This is a genomic window from Nocardiopsis eucommiae, assembly GCF_965344335.1.
GTDB classification, from domain to species: Bacteria; Actinomycetota; Actinomycetes; order Streptosporangiales; family Streptosporangiaceae; genus Nocardiopsis; species Nocardiopsis eucommiae.
Genome location: NZ_CBDRIY010000021.1, coordinates 23362 through 40193, shown reverse-complemented (window position 1 = coordinate 40193; position 16832 = coordinate 23362). Strand labels below are relative to the sequence as shown.

Here is a 16832-nt window from a genome sequence, read left to right as displayed (position 1 = left end):
TGGTGACTCTAGTACTCGTGTGGTCGAGTAGCTTACTGTTCTCGGTCGTCTCTGTCAGCAGGTGGGGGCACATATGAACCCCCACCACTGGTCAGAGGACACGGCGGGAAGCACACCCCCAGGCGTGCACGTCGCCGCGAAGAAGGAGCCCGCGTGCCCTGGGCCCCCTGGTCTCGAAGAGACATCAGGGCACGCGGGGGTCACAGAAGCGCCGGAGGAAGGACCCTCAGAAGGGTTGCCAGTCCTGGGCGCGCCGCACGGTGTACACGGTCAGGTTGTCCACCGTCGCCCCGCACACCGCCCGGCGTTCGGACTCCACCAGCGCCGCCGCGACCAGCGCCACGTCATGCCGGGCGGCCGACTCGGAGGCCGAGAGCACCGGGGGCACGACCCGGCGGACATGGTTGCACGCCGCCCCGCCCGCGTTGTGGCAGAGCCCGACGACGTAGGTCAGCCGCAGACGCCGCAGCGCGAGGGACGCGGGCAGCACGCACCGGTACCGCTCCACCAGCGGGGTTCCGTCCGGGCCGGTGGAGAGGGCTTCGTAGGTGATGGAGTCCCAGTCCTCGGAGGAGATCCGCACCCGCACGCCCTGTTCCCGCGCCCAGGCGGTCAGGGTCTCCCGGTCGGCGATCGGCGCAGAGGGTTCGGTGGTCATCGCCGCACCGCCCCGACCGCGATGGCCGTGCGCACCAGGTCACGCAACTCGGCCATGTCGTCGAGGGCGGGAGTCGAACGCGCGATCTGCACCAGGAGGTCGATCCCCCGCCGGTCCCGTTCGGCCCGCTGGGCGCGGCGCCGGTGCTCCAGGTGGGTGTAGGGGCCGCGTTGGAGGGAGTAGGCGCGGGGGTCGCCCGTGTCCATCACGATGGGGTCCGGTGCGGGCCACAGCTCCGCCCGCGCGGGTGCGGGCAGGTAGTAGGACCGGGGGCCGGTGCGGTGGTGTCTGCCGTGTCGTTTCGGTCGAATCAGAGTCACCCAAGCCCGAATCAGGGCGATAAGGTCGCTCACGTCAGCCTGCTTTCCTCAGGTTGGCCGCGCCCCCGGACGCCTTCGACCGCGTCGCGGGGGTCTGTCTTGTCATGGGTCAGCAGGCGAGACCGCTGCCGTGGGACGGGGACGCCATGGTGGAGACCTGTCCCGTCCCCTTGCAGAAGGGGCACATCGCGGTACGCCTGGTCGGCTCCGTGTCGGAGGGGACCCGAACGACGACCAAGCGCCGAGGGCGGACGGACTTCCAGCCCCGTCCGCGACATGACCTGCACGTGGTTGCGCTGCTGCTGTCCATGAGGCCAACAATCCCGATTCGGTTTCCCGAAACCCATTCCTCCTCGGGATGACAAGGGGGGATACTGGCCGTCCCCCCTGCACTCGCACCGCCGAGGAGTCACGATGCCGGGCCACCCGACGAGCCGGATCACCATCCCGTCGTGGGCATGGGAACGCGAGCACACGGCGGAGTTCCTGAGAAGGCGCGATGTCCAGGCACTTTTCCGGTTCGGGCGCCAGTACGGCGGTGCGAGCCAGATGGCGATCTCGGCGGCGACCGGCCTCTCACAGGGGCGGGTAAGCGAGGTACTGAACGGCCGTAAGACCGTCACGGCCTTCGAGGTGTACGAACGGATCGCCGACGGCTTCGGGATGCCCGACCGCGCGCGGATGCTGTTCGGCCTTGCACCGAAGAACCCCGGCACGTTCACTGGATCCGACAGCGCGGAGTCCTCGGCACCACCGAGGCGACCCGCACCCAGGAGGCCGGGCCCGGGGGAGGATGAGAAGGTGCGACGTCGCGCATTCGTCGGACTGGCCGGAACCGCCCTGTTCCAGGCCACCACAGGTTCAGTGCTGGACATGGACGAGATCGCTGCAGCACTCACCAGGTACGCGGGAGGTCCTCGGTCGGCTGTGCGAGCGGCGACGAGCCTCGGCGAGTTCGCCAAGCGGACGCACGCGGCCAAGGCCGGATACCAGGCGTGCCATTACACGGCGGTGGCCAAGCGGTTACCCGAGCTGCTGCGCAGCTTGGATGACGCGGTGTCCGGTGTCGAAGACGACGACCTCTTCCGGGTGCACGCGCTTCGGGCGGAGGCGTACCACGTGGCGGCGAGCCTCCTGCTCAAGTGCGAGGAGCGCGGTTTGTCCTACCTCGCGGCCGACCGAAGTATGCGCGCGGCCGAGGCGAGCGAGAACCCCGCGGTCGTGGGTGCGAGCGTCAGGGCGTTCACCCGGGCGCTGATGCGTGAGCGCCACTACAAGGCGGCGACGGAACTGGCGACGAGCACCGCCGAACGTGTGGACAGCGCCACGGACGAGGCCACGCCGGAATCCCTGTCGGTGTACGGGTCGCTTCTGCTGAGCGGCGCGGTCTCTGCGGCCAAGCGCGAAAACCGGGGCCAGGCACTCAGCCTGCTTGACGAGGCCAGCGACGCGGGCGAACGGCTCGGCGGGGATTTCAACTACCAGTGGACCGCCTTCGGGCCGACCAACGTCCTGCTGCACCGGGTGAGCGCGGCCGTCGAGTTGGGCGACGCGGGCAGCGCGATCGACTACGCGCGCCAGGTGCGGTTGGACAACATCGACGTGATGGAACGCCGGGTGACGCTGTTCATCGACGCGGCCCGTGCGTACCAGCAGTGGGGAAAGACCGAGCACGCCTACCACGCCTTGCGCAACGCCGAGGAGATGGCGAGCGAGGAGCTGACCGCCCGTCCGGTGGTGCACCAGTTGATCAACGACATCCGTACCCGGGCGAGTGGTCACCTGTACGACAACGTCAGCGAACTAGCGGAAAGGGTCGGTGCCTGACTCAGTGAGTGAGCAAAAGACTCTCTACGTGGTGGTGTGCGCGGCAGGTCCGGCTTCGGATGTCGGCACGCTGGTCGATCTGGCCCAGGAGCAGGGTTGGACCGTTCAGGTCATGGCCACACCATCAGCGGTGAGTTTCATCGACGTCGAGGCGCTGGAGAAGCAGACCGGCAGGCCGGTCCGGAGCCAGCACCGCGCTCCGGGAGACCCGCGTTCTCCCAAGGCGGACGCCATCATCATCGCCCCGGCCACCTTCAACACGATCAACAAGCTGGCCAACGGGATCGCCGACAACTACGCCCTGGACGTGGTGAACGAGGCCATCGGCCTCGGAGTGCCGACCGTCATCCTCCCGTTCGTAAATTCCGCCTACGCCAGCAGAGCCCCGTTCCGAGAGAGCGTCAGGAAGCTCCGGGCCGAAGAGGTGTCCGTGTTGATCGGACAAGATGCGTTCGTCCCTCACGGAGCCGGAAGCGGAACGAGCGCGTTCGATACCTTCCCATGGCGGCTTGCTCTAGACCAGGCGGAGAACTCTCTCTAGAGCAGCAGAACTGGAACTCAGGTCTGCGACATATGAACCGCGACAGCGACGGACGCTCATCAACCCCGTTGCACTCCGTGTCTGTGGCGGGAGCAGTCATCCGCGAGGACGGGCGGATGCTGGTGATCAAGCGCAGGGACAACGGCAACTGGGAGCCGCCGGGCGGCGTGCTGGAGTTGGACGAGACCCCGCAAGAGGGTGTTGTCCGCGAGGTCTTGGAGGAGACCGGTATCCACGTCGAGGTGGAACAGCTCACGGGCGTTTACAAGAACATGACCCGTGGAGTTGTGGCCTTGGTCTTCCGCTGCAAACCGTCCGGAGGAGAAAAGCTCATAACCTCCGAGACCGTGGCCGTTGAGTGGATGACACCCGCACAGGTAACAGAGCACATGCCAGAAGCCTATGCCATCCGCTTGTTAGATGCCCAAGAGATCAGCGCACCACATGTTCGCAGCCACGACGGCCGTCGACTGACCTCTGATGGGTAAGTTAAATAATCACAATAAATCTGACACTTCTACAATCCAGGACACCCAACAGAACATTATTCAATGAACGACACGATCGCGGGATTGAATAGTTCTTTAAATTATCCCTGCAAGTGCGATCGAGACACCTGCGTCGGAGACATGTCGCCATCGATTTTAATCGATGGCGAAAAAAACATCACTTCACTTCCAGTGGATCGCTTTGAAGCAGAATACGAAAGTTCGTATCGAATTCCTCGAACGAACGAGTACATATCAAGAATCTCTGGGGCGGCATCGTAGGATATTACCCACGGCAAGCCAATATTCCTCAGCGCTATAGATATCTCCAAATGATCATCGTGAAGGTAGAAATTATCGTAAAGCTGAGATCCTTTAACATAGTAAGGAGGATCGAGATAGAGAAAAGAATTCCCTTCCTCTTGATCCAATCCCCTAATCAAAGAAAGGGCATCTTGATTGCAGACCTCTATACTTTCACGAAAAGAGTTTACCTTCTTGATCCTCTTACACAAGGCATCCTTATTATATCGGGCATCTATCTTCCATTTCCCTTCTTGAGACAGACCCCCAATAACACCCCCACCAGAAACGATTCCCGACCGATTGGTCCTGTTAAGAAAGAACGTTGCAAAGGCAAGATCTTCAGGACTGGAGGAAGGGTCAGAATAAGTCTTTTTTTGGTTCCTCCATTCATCAACTGTGACCTCGGTAGACATGATCCTGTCACAGAGCGACTTTTCATCTTCAAGGAGGAACTTCCAGAAAAAATAAACACCGAGGTTCATGTCATTAATTAGAACCTTTTCCACATATCCTTCAAACAGAAGCGAAAGGGCTACACTTGCCCCTCCAGCATAGGGCTCAACATAACGCACATTTTCCAGCTCATTCCTCAGTATGAGGAGCTTAATAAAGTTGGATATTTTTCCCTTTCCTCCTGGATACCTAAGAGGCGAGGGGTATCTTGAGATGGCACTTTTTTGACTCACGGGAATTTTCTTTTTATCGGTTCCATAGACACTGCATGAAGGGCTGCAATTCGTCCCAAGTCAGCAGAATCTCAGAAGGCTTAGGGACGACATAGTTGTTATGCACATATTGATTGAAAGTCACAGTTGAAACTCCCAACAAACCTCGCTCATCCGCAACTTTCCGCATGGCTTTAGCTAGTTGCGCATCTATTTTACCTGACTGTTCCATCTTGTCTACGACCAACTTTAGCTTCTTGGCCAAAGATTCATTTCTTCGCTCACCCTCGGTAGCAAGCAAGACCTTAACCAGATAGTCATCTACTGAGAGTTCAAAAAATACTCGCAAAAGGACAGCGCAGGCGTTTGTGTAATCCTCAACATTAAGTCGTTTAAGCTCGAAATAAATAGCCTTTATTCTTTTGTCTTCTATTTTAAGAATGCAACTTCTTTCAATAACGCTACTCCTCGGCTTCGGAATCCTCTCCCTAGGCGGTGGTTTCTGTGAGTCACCGGAACCTCCTTCCCTGTCCTCCGGACCACCATTTTCCTTCTCGTCTACGACTGCGGGATTATTCTCTGTTGGTTCTTTGGGATTCTGCGATTCAGAACCACCCGAGTTACGGTCATCCGGTGGTGAGGGATCTACACCGCCACTAGGAGGGGGTGTATCTTCATCCATACCCACTTCAAGAAAGTCAAGCGGAATGGGGTTCTTTAATGCACGCGATTCGTTAGGTCGAACACTTTCAGGAATAGACCTTGCATAGTCTTTTCTCTCGTCCTCGTAATAGACGTCAGTAACTTTCACTCTTCCAGAACGAAGTTCGTCTACTACATAGCTGAGTACTGGAAGCACATCCTCTGCAGGATAGAGCGAAAATACCCTACCCCTCTTCGCTTCCACTCCCAGAGCGTCTCGCAATTTCTTTGTTGATACCATCCTTTGAAGGGTTGTAATGATCTTATTATTTTGATATTCACTGGAGGGGCGAAGCCGGTCTACGAAGTCAATTATCTGACCTGCGGGCTTGCGATTTTTACTCGTCCCATACCGACTCTTGTAACGATCTTGTTCGTTTGCATCCCAGGAGACAAGGCCCACGCCTTTATTTGCACCTGTATGACGCAACTCTACCCATTTAACTGCTTCTTCTACTGAATCAAAAACAACACACAAAATAGAATCTATAGAGAAATCCTTTGACGCGTCTACGATTCTCTTATAGTGGGCATTTGGAATGAGTCCCTTGACAATAGTAGGATCCCGAAGGGCCTTGACTGAAAGCGTTCGACGATTTCCTTCAAGTACTGTGTAATGATCATCTTCGGGAGAGACTTTGACGACAGCCACCAAAGTTGTCGGGTCCAAACCATGGGTGGCAATATCGAGTGTCATGGGAACGAACTGCCCACCGACTTTGCCGATCAGGGTTTCAATGGTATCCCTCTGACTGGATTTTTCATCTCCTATTCGAGCATTAGCCGGATCCAAAAGAAGAAGTGATACTTCAATTTCTTCAAACGTGTATGCCACTTTATGCACTTCCTGTTGCCGATTTGTGCTATATGAAATCAAGGCGACGGCGCAAGCGCCGTCGCGGCGGCCCTCGGCCGTCGTTCGGGCTGCGGGCTGCCGCCCGGTCCCGAGCGCGCCCGCAGGCCGCACACTAGAAGACTTCTCTCGGACAAGCCCGACAGAGCGGGGTCCAGAACTGACCGAGTCAGGCCATCGTGCCCCATGACCTGCGTGTATGTCAGAGCTTTTGGTCCCGAAACGGACGGATGTGCTCACCTGTCCCGAGGCACCCGTCAGCGAGCTACGACCGTCTTGGGGGACCGACTCCAGCGCTGACGGGCACCTCGGCCCGGAACCGTGGTACTTGGTTCCAGATGGTTGCTGTAGTCGTGGTTGAGGTGAGCAAAATGAACACGGCCCAGCCCACGCACGCTACGCCGACCAAGCCCCAAGGAACGAACGTCTGTGCCCGCCAGGGCCACAGCAGCGCCCCCACCGCATCGCACATTCATCGCACATGGCTCCGGGAAGGGGCCAGAAGCGCTGGGAATCCCTCGGAACATCCGCGCAGGTCAGGGGCCACTTCGTCGGTTTGTCGACAGGTCGCCAAGTCCCCTCGGCACAACGGGGCTTCATGGGTTCAAATCCCATACCCTCCGCAGAACGGAAGGCCGGTGGCCTGGTCCCCAGGGACCAGGCCACCGGCCTTCGTCGTTCCAGCAGCAGCCTCGTCCCGCGACCACGGCCGGTTTGACCGGGTTCGAGGGGTGGGTAGACCCCCGGTCGGCGTTCTCCCCCAACCGTCGGGAACACTCATGGCAGCTCTCCCCCGCTGGCTCACCTCTCCCGCGGCGTCGATGGTGCTTCTCATGGCGGCGGCCGTCGCCCTCAGCGTCCTCGTCCACTGGATGTTCGACGCGCCGTCGTGGGTCGTGGGAACGGTCGTCGGCCTCGTGTGCGGTGTCGGTGCCCCCCTGATCGTCAAGAGAGCGATCTCCCCCGCCGAGCGGGAGACGGACGCCCGGTGACAGGAGGGTGGGTGGACCTGTCGCTTTGTCGACGAATCACCACGGGAGGGTTTGGCGGGCCTTTGGTTCGGTATGCCGGAGGGTGACCGGTTCGACACCGGCGACGCACACGGAAGTACGGGGTGAGGACGATCGGAAGAGGCAGACAGAAGGTCCTGTGGGTCACCCTCGGGGTGGTCTTCACGGCCGGTGCCCTGGCCGTGCTGGTACCCAGCCTGGGCGGGTCCTGGACCACCTACTTCTTCATGCTGGCGCCGTTCGTGGTCAGCGGTGTCTGGGTCCTGGCCAGCGGCGCCTCCCGCGGCAGGTCGGAGCTGGAGAGCTAGGGAGTGTTTTGTGGATGCTTTCGCCGGTGGCGGCGGAGCCGCCATCGATGCGAGCGGCCGCCAGGCCATCTCTCGCAAGACGATGAGCGAAGGCCAGCCCGGGGTTGGCTGTCCGAGCTTCATCGGCGCGGCGAGAGGCAGCCTGGCAACGCGAGCGCGGAATGATCCAAAAAGCACGACCTAGAAGGGGGGGCGGCCCCTGGGCCGCCCCTCCCTAGTCCTCGTCGGCGTGCTTGGGGAGCACCACGACGGGGATCTTCGCGTGGTGCAGCACGCCCTGGCTCACCGAGCCCAGCAGCAGCCCCCGGATGGTGCCCCGACCACGGGAACCCACCACGATGGCGTCGGCGCCCTCGGCGGCCTCCAGGATCGCGTCGACCGGGCCGGACTGGGTCCGCACCACGGTGACCTCGATGTTCACGTCGTCGCGCTGCTCGTCCATGGCCTCGGCCAGGAGTTCGGCCACGAGCTCCTCGGACTGCCGCTCGAAGATGTTCTCCTGCGGCTGGTGCCCGGCCGCCGTCATCGCGATCGGGTCGTACGGGTAGGGGACCTCCCAGCTGTTGACCACGACCAGCTCGCCGTCGGTCTCGGCGGCCAGGTCCACCGCCAGTCCCAGGGCGCGCCGGGAGGGGTTCGACCCGTCGACACCCACGACGATCCGGTCCAGCTTCGTGGTGGCCGGCCTGCCCTTGGGGCCGGTGGGGACCACGACCACGGGGCACGGGGCCTGCGCGGACACCCGGACGCTCACGGACCCGACGAACATCGAGGCGAAGGCTCCCAGTCCACGGGTGCCCAGCACGATGAGGTCGTGCGGGTGACTGTCCCGGATCAACGCCAGCGGCGGCTCCTCCAGGGCGGTGAACGTCTCCACCCGGACGGACGGGTGGTCCTTCCGGACCAGTTCGATCGCCTCGGAGAGGATCGTGGTGGCCTGCCCCGAGATCTCGTCGGAGGGCTCGAAGCGGGTCGGTCCCCCGTAGGCGGACACGATCAGCGGCATCCCCAGCGCGTACACGACGTGCAGTTCGACGTCACGGCGCGCGGCCTCGGCGGCCGCCCATACGAGGGCCGCCCGCGAGTGGTCCGATCCGTCCGCGCCCACGACCACCCTGCTGGGACGTTGTCGTTCGCTTGACATGGTTCCCCCTTGAGAAGAGTTCCCTCTGTTCACCATCATCACCGAGTGGTGCACGAACACACGTGAACGGCACAGGGAATCCGTCAGTCGTCGGAGTGCGGCGGCAGCACCGCGACCGGGCCGTGCGCCCGGCTCAGGACGCCCTGGCTGGTGGAGCCCATGACCAGCCCCCGGACCCCGCCGCGCCCCCGGGAGCCCACCACGATCAGGTCCGCGCCCTCCCCCGCCTCGAGCAGGGCGTCCACCGGGTCGGCCTGCATCCGGACCGCGCTGATCTCCAGGGCCTGGGTCCGGTCGTCGATCACCTCCGCGAGCACCCCGGCGACCACCTCCTCGGACTGGCGGTCGAACATCTCCTCGTGCGGGGACGGCCCGTCGGTGGGGTCCTCCGGGAGCGGCACCTCCCAGCTGTTGACCACCACCACCTCCGCGTCCGTGGCCAGAGCGTGCTCCAGGGCGAAGCGCAGTGCCCTGCGTGAGGACTCCGAGCCGTCCACCCCCACCACGAGTCTGCCCCTCGGCTCCGGGGCCGCCTCGGGGACGACCACCACCGGGCAGGGGGCGTGGGAGGAGGTGCGCAGGCTGACGGAGCCGAGCATGATCGCCCGCACCGCGCCCAGCCCTCGGGAGCCGACGACGATGACGTCGCCGTGGCGGGCCTCGTCGAGCAGGACCTCCGGGGCGTCCTCCGAGGCCAGCACGGTGGCCACGTCCAGCTCGGGGTGGGAGGCACGGACGTGCTCGGCGCTCTCGGAGAGCAGCGCGTGCCCGGCCTCCCGGACCTCGTCGCCGGGCTGGTACCGCTCCGACGAGGGGAGGGTCCCCATCACCGCGGGCAGGCCGAGGCCGTGCACGATCCTGAGCTGCCGCCCGTACCGGGCGGCGGTGTCCGCCGCCCAGGCCAGCGCCGCTCCGGCGATGGGTGAGCCGTCCACCCCCGCGATGACCGCTGGCGGGCGTTCCTGTGCGTTCATGTCCACCTCTTCCCCTCACCTCCATTGTCGGGACCGGGTGCCGGGAAACCGGCGAGGGCGGGCCCGCGCGTCCTCTCAGCGCGCGAAGGCCTCCCCCACGTTCGCGGCCAGCTGCAGGTAGGCGTCCCTGGTCGCGGGGGCGAGCTGTTCCAGGTCGACCTCCGCGCCCTCCTCCAGGTGCCCGTCCCAGGGCACCCGCACCACGGACCGGCAGCGCCCCGCGAAGTGCTCCTCCAGCCGGTTGAGGTCCACGCTGCTCTTGCTGTTCGAGCGCACCATGGACAGCACCACGGCGGCGCCGCGCACCAGCCCCCCGTGCCCGTGGGCGTCCAGCCAGTCGAGGGTGGCGCTGGCGCTGCGCGCCCCGTCCACGGAGGCCGAGCTCACCAGCACCACCTGGTCGGCCAGCCCGAGCACCCCGCGCATGGCCGCGTGCAGGAGCCCTGTGCCGCAGTCGGTGATGCAGATGGAGTAGAAGTGCTCGACGATCCGGGCCACCTCGCGGTAGTCGGCGTCGCTGAACGCCTCCGAGACCGCCGGGTCGCGGTCGGAGGCGAGGATCTCCAGGCGGCTGGGCGACTGGGAGGTGAAGCCCCGGATGTCCGCGTACCGCGACACCAGGTGGCGTTCGTTGAGCAGGTCACGGATGGTGGCGGCGGTCTCCAGGCGCACCTTGTCCGAGAGCGTGCCCCGGTCGGGGTTGGCGTCGACGGCGAGGACCCGATCCCCGCGCAGCGAGGCCAGGGTGGCGCCCAGGGCGACCGTGGTGGTGGTCTTGCCGACCCCGCCCTTGAGGCTGAGGACCGCCACCCTGTGGTGCCCGGCGGCGACCGGTGTGCTCGCGCGGGCCACCAGCTCGCGTTCGCGCAGCACCCTGGGGGACTCGCCCGGGTTGATCAGGCCGAGGCTGGCGCTGTGCACGGCGCGGCGCCAGCCGCCCGTGGGCCCGTAGCGGCGGTTGCGGACGAGCGTGGCCGCGCTGAGGGAGTCGGAGGTCTCCCCGTGGTCGGTGGGGGGCGACGGAGGGCGTGCCGGGGCCTGGCTGCCACTCCAGGGCTGGCTTCCAAGGCCGGTGTCACGGGGGGCGGTGTCACGGGGACCGGTGTCGCGCGGGCCCGCGTCCCGGGGGCCGGTGTCGCGGGGACCGGTCAGGGAGGGCGGAGGGGACGGGGGTTCCGGGGTCGTCCAGAGCCCCGGAGGGCCCAGCGGGGGCCGCGTGTTCCCCGCCGGGGCGGGACCGGCCCAGGGCCCCGAGGGCCCCTGCTCCAGCGGTGCCGCCCGATCGGCCTCCACCGGTTCGGCGCGCTCGGCCTCCAGCGGCGGCAGCTGCTCGGGTTCGGGCACGTCGGAGTCGCCGGGGGTGCCGCGCGGCGCCAACGGGTCCCGTTCCTCCGCCTGACCCCCGAGGCGCTGGGGTCGCTGGGGGCGGCGTTCCTCCTGCCACGGACCGGAGGGCCGGGGCCTCCGGTCGCGGGCACCCGGGAACAGCCGGACCGTGCCGTCCGCCTCCTCCTCGGGTTCGTCCGGCACGTCGTCCTCCGGCGCCGGTGCCCGGAAGGCCGTGCCGGGCGTCGGCGGCGGCGTGTCCTCGGGCAGGCGCGCGTACGGCGGCGGGGGCGGGGCCGCCCCCTCGAACCCGCCGAACCACTGCTCCCTGGGAGTAGGCGCGGGCGAGCCCGGTGCTTCCTCGACCTCCGCCGAGTCGTCGGTTCCGTGCCAGCCCGACCGCTCGTGCGGCTCCGACTCGGCTGCCGACCCGTTCTGTTCCTGCTGTGCCACCGGGGCTCTCCTGCGTCGAGGGGTGTGTCTGTGGAGGAAGGGTCCCGCCGGGTTGCGGGGGTGGGGCCCTCGGGGTTCTCATACCCGTGCTGCACCAGAAAAGCATCCTCAGCGGCACCGTGAACAGAGTGATCCCCCGAACCCTCCTCCCCTTCGGTCCCGAGTCTGGGTACTGTCGGCCCCATGCACGCGATCAGAATCACCGAACCGGGCGGCCCCGAGGTCCTGGCCTGGTCCGAGGTCCCCGATCCCGTCGTCCGGGAGGGCGAGGTCCTGGTGGACGTGGCGGCCACCGCGGTCAACCGCGCGGACGTGTCCCAACGCCAGGGCTTCTACCCCCCTCCCCCGGGCGGCTCCGAGTACCCGGGTCTGGAGTGCTCGGGCACCATCGCCGAGCTGGGACCCGGCACCGACGGCACCGGCTGGTCCGTCGGGGACCGGGTGTGCGCCCTGCTGACCGGCGGCGGATACGCGGAGCGGGTGGCGGTCCCGGTCGGCCAGCTCCTGCCGGTACCGCGCGGGGTCAGCCTGACCGACGCGGCTGCGCTGCCCGAGGTGGCCTGCACCGTGTGGTCCAACCTCGTGATGGTCGGCGGCCTGCGTGCCGGGCAGACCGTCCTCGTCCACGGCGGCGGCAGCGGGGTCGGCACGTTCGCCGTCCAGTTCGCGAAGGCGCTGGGCGCCCGCGTCGCGGTCACCGCGGGCAGCGAGGAGAAGCTCGCGCGCTGCCGTGACCTGGGAGCCGAGATCACCGTGAACTACCGGACCCAGGACTTCACCGAGGTCCTGCGGGCCGAGGGCGGCGCGGACCTGATCCTGGACATCATGGGCGGCTCCTACCTGGAGGGGAACCTGCGCTCGCTGGCCACCAACGGGCGCCTGGTGATCATCGGTCTGATGGGAGGGGGCGCCGCCGAGATCGACCTCGGCCGCATGCTGGTCAAACGCCTCTCGGTCCAGGCGACCACGCTGCGCTCCCGTCCGGCCCAGGAGAAGGCGACCATCGTCTCGGGAGTACTGGAGCAGGTCTGGCCGTTGGTAGAGGAGGGAACCATCCGCCCCGTCGTGGACCGCGCACTGTCCATCGAGGACGCGGCGGAGGCGCACCGCGTGATGGAATCGAGCGCGCACACAGGCAAGATCCTTCTCACCCGTTGACAGCGTGCCGGACACAGCCGAACTAGGGGATCGATGAGCAACGCAGACGACCAGAAGGAACCGCAGGTCCTGGTGGTCGGTACCGACGACCGCCACGGAAACGGCGACGACGACGGCTCCGACGAGCCGCGCACCCTCGCGGACATGGTGGAGCAGCCCGCCAAGGTGATGCGGATCGGCAGCATGATCCGTCAGCTCCTGGACGAGGTGAAGGCGGCCCCGCTCGACGAGGCGAGCCGCGCCCGGCTGAAGGAGATCCACACCTCCTCGATCAAGGAGCTGGAGGACGGGCTCGCCCCGGAGCTCATCGAGGAGCTGGAGCGGCTGACCCTGCCCTTCGCGGAGGGTGCCGCGCCCAGCGACGCGGAGCTGAGGATCGCCCAGGCCCAGCTGGTGGGATGGCTGGAGGGCCTGTTCCACGGCATCCAGACCACCCTGTTCGCCCAGCAGATGGCGGCCCGGGCGCAGCTGGAGAACATGCGCAAGGCGCTTCCCCCGGGTGTGTCCGGGCTCCAGGCCCAGGGCGGCCCCGGCGCCGAGCCGCAGGAGGACCACCCCCACATGGGGTCGGGCCCCTACCTGTAGGGCGGGCACGAGCGGGACCACTCCCCTGTGGGACCACGCACGACGGAGCCCGCCTCTCACGCGAGGGGCGGGCTCCGTCGTCAGTGCCTACTTCCTGCTCCTGGGAGCCTGGACGGGTTCGAGGACGTCCTTGCCCAGGAACGGCCGCAGGGCCTCCGGCACCACCACGGAACCGTCCGCGCGCTGGTGGTTCTCCAGGATCGCGACGATCCACCGGGTGGTGGCCAGCGTGCCGTTCAGGGTTGCGGCGAAGCGCGGCTTGCCGTCCTCGTCCCGGTAGCGCACGTTGAGGCGGCGGGCCTGGAACTCGGTGCAGTTCGAGGTGGAGGTCAGCTCTCGGTAGGTCTCCTGGGTGGGGACCCACGCCTCGCAGTCGTACTTGCGGGCGGCGCTGGTGCCCAGGTCCCCGCCGGCGATGTCGACCACGCGGTAGGGCAGTTCGAGCTTGTCCAGCATCTCCCGCTCCCAGGCGAGGAGCCGCGCGTGCTCCTCGTGCGCCTGCTCCGGGCGGGTGTAGACGAACATCTCCACCTTGTTGAACTGGTGGACCCGGATGATGCCCCGGGTGTCCTTGCCGTAGGAACCGGCCTCGCGGCGGAAGCAGGACGACCAGCCCACGTACCGGTTGGGGAGTGCGTCGGCGGGCAGGATCTCGCCGCCGTGGTACCCGGCCAGCGCCACCTCGGAGGTGCCCACCAGGTACTGGTCGTCCGCGGGCAGGTGGTAGACCTCGTCGGAGTGCTCACCGAGGAACCCGGTGCCCTCCATGGTCTCGGGCTTGACCAGCACCGGCGGGATCATGGCGGTGAACCCGGCACCGATGGCCTGGTTCATCGCCATGTTGAGCAGGGCCAGCTCCAGCTGGGCTCCCACACCGGTGAGGAAGTAGAAGCGGGAGCCGGAGACCTTGGCGCCGCGCTCCATGTCGATGGCGCCGAGCATCTCGCCCAGCTCCAGGTGGTCGCGCGGGGTGAAGTCGAACGCGCGGGGCTCGCCCACGGTCTCCAACACCACGAAGTCGTCCACGCCGCCCTCGGGGGCGCCCTCCTCGACGAGGTTGGGCACGCGCGCCAGCACGGCGTCGAGCTCGTCTCCGAGCCGTCCGGCCTCGGCCTCGGCCTCCTTGACCTCCACCGAGAGGCCCTTGGCCCGGGCCAGGAGTTCCTCGCGCTCCTCCGGAGAGGCCTTCGAGACGGACTTGCCCACGCTCTTCTGCTCGGCGCGCAGGGTCTCGAACCGGGTCAGCGCTGAGCGCCGACTGGAGTCCAGTTCGAGCAGCCGGTCGGCCACGGCGGGGTCCTCACCGCGGGCCCGCTGCGATGCACGAAGTCGTTCGGGGTCTTCTCGAAGTGCGCGAAGGTCGATCACGTCTTGCAGGTTACCGCCCGCCCCACCCCGGCCCCACATCTTTTGCCGACAGTCACGTCATGAAGCGGCACCGGCCCCGTCTCTCCATCGAAGGACCGAACGGGGAGCGCGAGCCCCCCGAGCGGCACGCCGACCGTGGGGGAGAAGTCGTGAAACCGCTGGGTGAGATGACCACCGAGGAACTCTCCGATGCCCTGGAGGCCCTGGACGACGCGCGCCCGGAGGACACCGCGCTCAGGCTGGCCCTGTATCTGGAGCTGCGCCGGGCCGCCGCCGAGGAGTGGCTCTTCGAGGAGGGGTCCGGCTCCCCCGTGGAGGCCACCTGACCGCGCCTGGCTAGGCCGTGTTTTTTGGATCATTCCGCGCTCGCGTTGCCAGGCTGCCTCTCGCTGCGCCGATGAAGCTCGGACAGCCAAACCCGGGCGGGCCCCCGCTGTGCGAAGCTGCGGAGCTTGCGTAGCAGCGCACAGTAGGGGCAGCTTCGCTCATCGTCTTGCGAGAGATGGCCTGGACGGCCGCTCGCATCGATGGCGGCTCCGCCAGCCACCGGCGAAAGCATCCACAAAAACACGCCCTAGGCCGTCTCGCCCGCGCGGACCCGGGCGAGCCAGAGTTCGGCCTCCGCGAAGTCCGCGTCGGTGGTCGGGCGGGGACGCATCGCGGGGGTCGTCCCGGTGTCCCGGCCGCCGCGCGGATAGCTGCCCAGGAAGCGCACGTCGCGGCAGACCCGGCGGATGCCCATGAGCGCCTCGCCCACGCGGGCCTCGGAGACGTGGCCCTCGGCGTCGATGCAGAAGCAGTAGTTGCCGAGGCCGTCGCCGGTGGGGCGCGACTCCAGCCGGGTGAGGTTCACGCCGCGCACCGCGAACTGGTTGAGCACCTCGATCAGCGCGCCGGGCTGGTCGTCGGAGATGAAGGCGACCAGGGAGGTCCGGTCCGCGCCGGTGGGCGCCGGGAGGTCCCCGGCCCGGGAGAGGTAGATGAAGCGCGTGGCCGCGTCGGAGCGGTCGCCCACCCCGGTGGCCAGGGCGTGCAGCCCGTACCGCTCCCCCGCGATGACCGCGCAGATCGCGGCGTCGTAGGGGGCTCCCGGCTCCGCGACGGCACGCGCGGCGGCTGCCGTGGAGGAGACGGTGTGGGTGTCGGCGTCGGGAAGGTGACGGGAGAGCCAGCCCCGGCACTGCGCGAGGGCGTGCGGATGCGTGGCGACCCGCTTGACGTCCTCCAGCGCGGTCCCGGGCCGGACGAAGAGGGCGAACTCGACGGGCACGGCGGTCTCGCCGGTGATGAGCAGCGGTTCGCCGTTGATGAGCTCCGCGATGGTCGCGGTGACCCCGCCCTCCACGGAGTTCTCCAGCGGGACGACCCCGCCGTCGACGTCCCCGGCGCGGACCGCGTCGAAGACCGCCGCCACACCGTCACAGGGGACGCGGGCTTCGTCGGTGGCTTCGGGGCGCAGATCGCGCAGGGCGGCTTCGGTGAAGGTGCCCTCGGGGCCGAGGTAGGCGTAGCGGTTGGGCATGCTGTTCAGGCTATACGCAGCCGGTGGGCCGGGGTGGTCACTTCTCCGGTCGGGGCGCCGGGGGCACCTGGGTCCCCTCGGGTGACCGAGGCTGGTCGGCGTCCCCCTCGGCCTCGTCCTCCGACGCCTCGGGCCCCTGGACCACCGTGACCAGGGCCTCCGTGCCCTCGTCGGGCGCGTCGGCCGCCGGACCTCCCGAGGGCGACGCGGGGTCGGGCAGCGTGGCCCCGATCCCGTTGCCCAGGCGTGCCGACCGGATCACCCGGTACTCCTCCGGGCTGAGCAGGTGGTCGGCCTCGCCCCGGGTGATGGCCTTGGCGTAGGTGCGGGTCTCGGTGCGGCCGTTGATGGACGTGACGACCACGCCGTCGCCGTGGCTGTTGAGCATGGCCAGAGAGAAGGAGCGGGCACCCGACATCTCCTCCAGGGCGTCGTAGTGCAGGACGGCCACGTCGCGGACGGCGCGTGGGTCCGCCCCCGAGGTGTTGACCGCGAGGGCTCGTTGGGCCAGGACCTGGTACTCACCGCGGACCTGAGCGGTCCTGAACAGCGCGTACACACCGAGGGCGAGCCCGGCCAGCCCGGCGAACAGTGCGATGGAAGCGATGGTGGTAGTGAACACAG

At 66.7% G+C, this 16832-nt stretch carries 18 protein-coding genes; 8 read left to right on the top strand and 10 right to left on the bottom strand.

Annotation, left to right across the window (positions count from 1 at the left end):
* Positions 1–226: 226 nt before the first annotated feature.
* Together ACRWK8_RS15320 and ACRWK8_RS15315 are read right to left on the bottom strand one after the other, a co-directional pair.
* Entirely contained in the window at positions 227–658 is a 432-nt protein-coding gene (locus ACRWK8_RS15320; RefSeq protein ID WP_431871060.1) for a hypothetical protein, read from the bottom strand.
* Positions 655–978 carry a hypothetical protein gene (locus ACRWK8_RS15315; protein ID WP_431871058.1) on the bottom strand — a complete coding sequence of 108 codons (324 nt, stop codon included), beginning with the start codon at positions 976–978 and terminating at the stop codon, positions 655–657. The genes ACRWK8_RS15320 and ACRWK8_RS15315 overlap by 4 nt, the downstream gene beginning before the upstream one ends.
* Before the next feature lie 414 nt (positions 979–1392).
* Between ACRWK8_RS15315 and ACRWK8_RS15310 the strand changes: the two genes are divergently transcribed.
* The 3 genes from ACRWK8_RS15310 to ACRWK8_RS15300 are packed head-to-tail and all read left to right on the top strand — an operon-like array spanning position 1393 to position 3834.
* Positions 1393–2805: a helix-turn-helix domain-containing protein gene (locus ACRWK8_RS15310; RefSeq protein ID WP_431871056.1), complete on the top strand. Its 1413-nt coding sequence runs from the start codon at positions 1393–1395 to the stop codon at positions 2803–2805.
* Positions 2798–3346 (top strand): flavoprotein, encoded by a 549-nt coding sequence (locus tag ACRWK8_RS15305; protein ID WP_431871054.1) that lies wholly within the window; start codon positions 2798–2800, stop codon positions 3344–3346. Before ACRWK8_RS15310 ends, ACRWK8_RS15305 begins: the two co-directional genes overlap by 8 nt.
* 32 nt (positions 3347–3378) lie before the next feature.
* Positions 3379–3834 carry an NUDIX hydrolase gene (locus ACRWK8_RS15300; protein ID WP_431871052.1) on the top strand — a complete coding sequence of 152 codons (456 nt, stop codon included), beginning with the start codon at positions 3379–3381 and terminating at the stop codon, positions 3832–3834.
* Positions 3835–3935: 101 nt separating this feature from the next.
* On the opposite strand, the gene ACRWK8_RS15295 is transcribed toward ACRWK8_RS15300, so the two are convergent.
* The gene (locus ACRWK8_RS15295) at positions 3936–4826 is read right to left on the bottom strand and encodes a DNA adenine methylase (RefSeq protein ID WP_431871050.1); all 891 of its coding nucleotides are present in this window, start codon (positions 4824–4826) and stop codon (positions 3936–3938) included.
* A 13-nt stretch (positions 4827–4839) separates the two neighbouring features.
* Complete coding sequence (locus tag ACRWK8_RS15290) at positions 4840–6342, bottom strand: hypothetical protein (RefSeq protein ID WP_431871048.1); 1503 nt, start codon at positions 6340–6342, stop codon at positions 4840–4842.
* Positions 6343–7139: 797 nt separating this feature from the next.
* Here ACRWK8_RS15290 and ACRWK8_RS15285 point away from each other — a divergent pair.
* Both ACRWK8_RS15285 and ACRWK8_RS15280 read left to right on the top strand, forming a co-directional pair.
* Complete coding sequence (locus ACRWK8_RS15285) at positions 7140–7352, top strand: hypothetical protein (protein ID WP_431871046.1); 213 nt, start codon at positions 7140–7142, stop codon at positions 7350–7352.
* A gap of 122 nt (positions 7353–7474) precedes the next feature.
* Complete coding sequence (locus ACRWK8_RS15280) at positions 7475–7678, top strand: hypothetical protein (RefSeq protein WP_378743355.1); 204 nt, start codon at positions 7475–7477, stop codon at positions 7676–7678.
* Between the two features lie 214 nt (positions 7679–7892).
* On the opposite strand, the gene ACRWK8_RS15275 is transcribed toward ACRWK8_RS15280, so the two are convergent.
* From ACRWK8_RS15275 to ACRWK8_RS15265, 3 genes are all read right to left on the bottom strand, one after another.
* On the bottom strand, positions 7893–8822 hold the full coding sequence (locus tag ACRWK8_RS15275; protein WP_378743353.1) for a universal stress protein: 930 nt from the start codon (positions 8820–8822) through the stop codon (positions 7893–7895).
* A gap of 83 nt (positions 8823–8905) precedes the next feature.
* The gene (locus ACRWK8_RS15270) at positions 8906–9796 is read right to left on the bottom strand and encodes a universal stress protein (protein WP_431871043.1); all 891 of its coding nucleotides are present in this window, start codon (positions 9794–9796) and stop codon (positions 8906–8908) included.
* Positions 9797–9871: 75 nt separating this feature from the next.
* Positions 9872–11575 carry a MinD/ParA family ATP-binding protein gene (locus ACRWK8_RS15265; RefSeq protein WP_431871041.1) on the bottom strand — a complete coding sequence of 568 codons (1704 nt, stop codon included), beginning with the start codon at positions 11573–11575 and terminating at the stop codon, positions 9872–9874.
* Between the two features lie 183 nt (positions 11576–11758).
* On the opposite strand from ACRWK8_RS15265, the gene ACRWK8_RS15260 reads away from it, so the two are divergent.
* Positions 11759–12733 carry an NAD(P)H-quinone oxidoreductase gene (locus ACRWK8_RS15260; RefSeq protein WP_378743347.1) on the top strand — a complete coding sequence of 325 codons (975 nt, stop codon included), beginning with the start codon at positions 11759–11761 and terminating at the stop codon, positions 12731–12733.
* 33 nt (positions 12734–12766) lie between these two features.
* Positions 12767–13318, top strand: a complete 552-nt coding sequence (locus ACRWK8_RS15255) for a bacterial proteasome activator family protein (protein ID WP_378743345.1) — start codon at positions 12767–12769, stop codon at positions 13316–13318.
* Between the two features lie 87 nt (positions 13319–13405).
* On the opposite strand, the gene serS is transcribed toward ACRWK8_RS15255, so the two are convergent.
* A complete protein-coding gene (gene serS / locus ACRWK8_RS15250) occupies positions 13406–14686 on the bottom strand; it encodes a serine--tRNA ligase (protein WP_431871038.1) in 1281 nt (426 codons plus the stop codon).
* 149 nt (positions 14687–14835) lie between these two features.
* On the opposite strand from serS, the gene ACRWK8_RS15245 reads away from it, so the two are divergent.
* Complete coding sequence (locus tag ACRWK8_RS15245; RefSeq protein WP_431871036.1) at positions 14836–15012, top strand: hypothetical protein; 177 nt, start codon at positions 14836–14838, stop codon at positions 15010–15012.
* A gap of 248 nt (positions 15013–15260) precedes the next feature.
* Here ACRWK8_RS15245 and pheA read toward each other — a convergent pair whose 3' ends face one another.
* The gene (gene pheA, locus ACRWK8_RS15240; protein WP_378743339.1) at positions 15261–16208 is read right to left on the bottom strand and encodes a prephenate dehydratase; all 948 of its coding nucleotides are present in this window, start codon (positions 16206–16208) and stop codon (positions 15261–15263) included.
* 37 nt (positions 16209–16245) lie between these two features.
* Positions 16246–16830 (bottom strand): DUF4446 family protein, encoded by a 585-nt coding sequence (locus ACRWK8_RS15235; RefSeq protein WP_431871034.1) that lies wholly within the window; start codon positions 16828–16830, stop codon positions 16246–16248.
* Between the last annotated feature and the right edge of the window lie 2 nt (positions 16831–16832).